This is a genomic window from Polaromonas sp. P1_G2, assembly GCF_056405515.1.
The window spans coordinates 1-3,700 of the sequence record NZ_JBFUBY010000347.1; the positions used below are offsets into that span (position 1 = coordinate 1).

The following is a 3,700-nucleotide window of genomic DNA, read 5'->3' on the forward strand; positions in this document are numbered from 1 at the left end:
AGCTTGCAGGAAGGGCTGGTTCGCCTCGGCTAATGGGGACGACATAGAAACCCCGGGAAGCTCTTGGCTACCGGGACATGCAAGTCGTGGCCAGGGTCAACCAGGGCAAGCGGACGGTGCTCGAGTATTTGTTGTCGCCTGTGCAGAAGTCGGGGAGGGAGAGGTGAATCACTGCTTGATGGTAATCGTCAATAGGCAGTCGCTACTTTGGCAATCGAAAACTGAGAACAATCGATGACCGGAATTTATCTTCTCTCGACGTTGGGGATTTGGCTGGCCTTCTGCATTTGGTTGAGCAAGGCTATCGCGCAAAAGATGCCCAAGGCAGTCCTGCGAATACCCATTGGTGTAGCTGTATTTGTACTACTGCTACTGCTACCGTTGCTCGATGAGTTCATTGGAAGTCGCCAGTTTGAGCAGCTCTGTAAAGCGAACTCGACGATTCAAGTTGATCGTGCGGCAGCGGCAGGAAAGACTGTTTATCTAGCTGACATGGTTGATATTGAAATCAAAAATAAGTGGCTGCGTTTTGTTGTGCGGCAATGGCGGTTTCTTGATGCGACAACTAATGAACTTGTTGTTAGCTACAACACTTTGATGGCAGGCGGTGGGCGACTCAGCCAGATGTTGGGTATTTCGGAAGGTCGCGTGCCATTGACTTTTAAGGGGCAATGTGAGCCCGGTGGATTGGTCGACCCCGTCAAGTTATTTAGCGACCTCAAGATAACTCAAATTCAACGCTCGAAACTTAATCATCAGGAGAAAAAATGACAACCATCAACGATACATTCATCAATGCATTGCTGGCGGATTCCTCGTATGTCGATGGATTAACTCCTGGTTTAAGTGAGGATAACTTAAGCGCCAAATTGGCTGGTCGAATGACTCCCGAGTTGGCCAAATACATAGGGGATAACTTCAGCGTCGTGACTCAAGCGAGCGGTTTTTCTTCAAGTTTTGAAGCCACGGTTTGGCGTGGAAATTCAGGCACACCTTACGCCGGGCAGGTTTATGTCTCCATGCGTGGTACCCAGGAAATTCCTGATTTCGCTGTCGACGGTGACCTGGCCATATCTGGTTTGGCGCACGCTCAGTTGGTTGACATGGTTAACTGGTGGTTGCGCGAAAGCACGCTACCGGGGCAAATGGCAAAGCAGATCGCTCTTGATGTTACGGTGGTATCTACTATTCCTCCCGTTGTTTTCCAGAATTTTGTTGCTGCTCCCGATGTTCAAGGTGTAGGAAGCCTGACAGGAATTGCAGGCATCAGCGCCATCAAATCAGTGAACGGCCACAGTCTTGGGGGTTATCTTGCCAGCTCATTTGTGAGGTTGTTCGGTTCTCAGTGGCCAGTCGAAGCGATCAATACTTTTAACAGCGCGGGCTTTAGCAGGCCGGCAACACTCAATATTGAGAATGGGTTTGGCCAGATTACCCAAGCCATCGGAAGTTGGTTGGGAATCGGAAGTTTTAGCGACGCACAGAATAATTATTTTGCTGAGAATGGTATCAACGTAACTACCAATACTTGGAACCCGGTGGGATTCAAGCAATACGGTACGCGAATAGGATTGTTCCAGGAGGACCTCACGCCGGCGCTTATCAACAATCATTACATGTATAAGCTCACCGACATGTTGGCGTTGGGCAATGCGCTGGCCAAACTGGACTCGACATTCGATTTGGTAAAACTGTCTAAGTTGGTCAGCGCCGGCAGTAATCAAATGGTGGCGTCCTATGAGGGGCTGCTTGATGGTCTTAGAAGGATGTTGCAGTCTGCAGACGCGGCTCCAACTTTCCCGGGAGACGCAAATGGATCTAATACAGGTCCGCAGCCAGGAACACGGTTAAATTTTCACTCCAATCTCGACACTCTCGTCAAGAGCGATGCTTTCAAGGGCCTTATCGGCAAGGCCACGCTGACGCTTGCCGATGCAGGCCTTGCCACCCAAGCTGAGACAAACTTTTCTGCCTTTCTAAGCCTTTATGCGCTAAGCCCTGTCGTTATTAATACAAGCGACACCACAGCGCTTGGAAAACTCAAACAAGCTAACGAAGTATTAGCCGGGAAATGGGACGCTGATGCGCAGCTCACGGCGCAGCAGCGGGCTCAGGGGCTTGGTACCTTTACCGGGAATTRGCGGACTGACCGCGCCCTGCTATTGCAAGCAATCGTTGGCCGCAATGAAAAAGATCTCACTGGCACAGGCACTGTCGTTGGCAGTGCCCAATTTGCCACAGATCGCGTGTTCGAACTAGAGTATGTGGATTTCAGTGACAGCGCAAAGAAGACGCTGATTGCCTGGAACCCCGCCAACAACGCGGCAAGCAATGCACTCAGCACTCGCCCTCGGCAACGTATCGCCTTCGGTGACGACCAAGCCAATACCCTCACTGGCAGCGACAACAAGCTCGAAGACCACCTCTACGGCGGAGGTGGTGATGACACTCTGGACGGAAAAGCCGGTGCCGACTATCTCGAAGGCAACGCAGGCGACGACATCCTCATCGGAGGTGAGGGCGATGACACCCTGGTAGGCGGTGCGGGCTCCGACACCTACCGCATCACAGCCGGTGAAGGCTTCGACACCCTGACGGACAAAGACGGCAAGATCGAACTCAAGATTGGTGCTGACACGATTACCTTGGCTGGCGGCCATGCGGTCCCCAACTCGGCCAACACCTGGATGGGCCACGACGGCCGCGTGTACTACAGCCTGATTCCATCCTCCAGCGGTGAGGGCGCGATGGACCTTGTTATCAGCACCACCGCTGGCGCCTTCAAGATACGCAATTTTGAAAGCGGCGACCTTGGCATCACGCTCGAAGGCGCGCAGCCCGATACGGTGATACGTACACCGCGCACTGGAGGAAGTTTCGACCACGCCGGCGCGGAAATCTTCACGCTCACCGCACCTTACAACTGGTTGGACCTTGAAGAGCGCGGCGATCACGACAAAATCATTATCGAAGGTAGCGAAACCGCAGCCGTCACTCCCTTCTACGGAGGCATCGCCACTCCCACAGACGCCGGCGATATCGTCATCGGAGGTGGTGGCAACGACCTGCTGGCCACTGGTATGGAAAATAACCGAAGCCTGTATCGATCGACGACCGACCAGACCAAAGAGATCCTCTCGTACGAGTACAACCCCGCGGGCCTGACCGTGGACGGCGTTCGCTACGCTTACCTGTTCAGCTATGCCGGTGGCACACAGGACGTCGGGCGCGACCACATCGAGGGAAACGCCGGGGCCGACGTGCTTTCCGGCGGCAATCGAGGCGACGAGCTGCTGGGTGGCAGCGAGGGAGATCTGCTGTTTGGCGGCCGCGGAGCCGACTACCTTGACGGTGGTTCGGGCAACGACCTGATGTTTGCCAGCCACTCCATCGAGCGCGAGCGCCTCACCAAATTTGGGGAACTCGGTGCCGGCCAGACCGTGGTGGCCAGCGCAATCCTGGATGGTGTCGTGCCGCTCTGGCGCCTGCTGACTACCCAGGTAGGTACAAGCCTGAAATACAGCGTGGAAGGCCTGTCGATCATAGACACCAATAACCAGATAGACCGACCCTTGGCCTTGGATTTGAGCAATTATGTGGATGCCAGCACCTCGATCTATGGCAATGGCGGGGACATGCTCTTCGGTGGTACGGGTGATGATTTGCTCGTGGGTTCCCACGCAACGGACTACCTCTACGG

Annotated in this window: 1 protein-coding gene and 1 pseudogene; both read left to right on the forward strand. The window is 54.1% G+C overall.

Annotation, left to right across the window (positions count from 1 at the left end; genetic code table 11):
* Positions 1-234 precede the first annotated feature (234 nt).
* Positions 235-771, forward strand: a complete 537-nt coding sequence (locus AC1D0P_RS23195; protein ID WP_477678896.1) for a hypothetical protein — start codon at positions 235-237, stop codon at positions 769-771.
* Positions 768-3,700, forward strand: a pseudogene (locus AC1D0P_RS23200) (hypothetical protein); the annotation flags it as partial. The gene AC1D0P_RS23195 and the pseudogene AC1D0P_RS23200, both read left to right, overlap by 4 nt.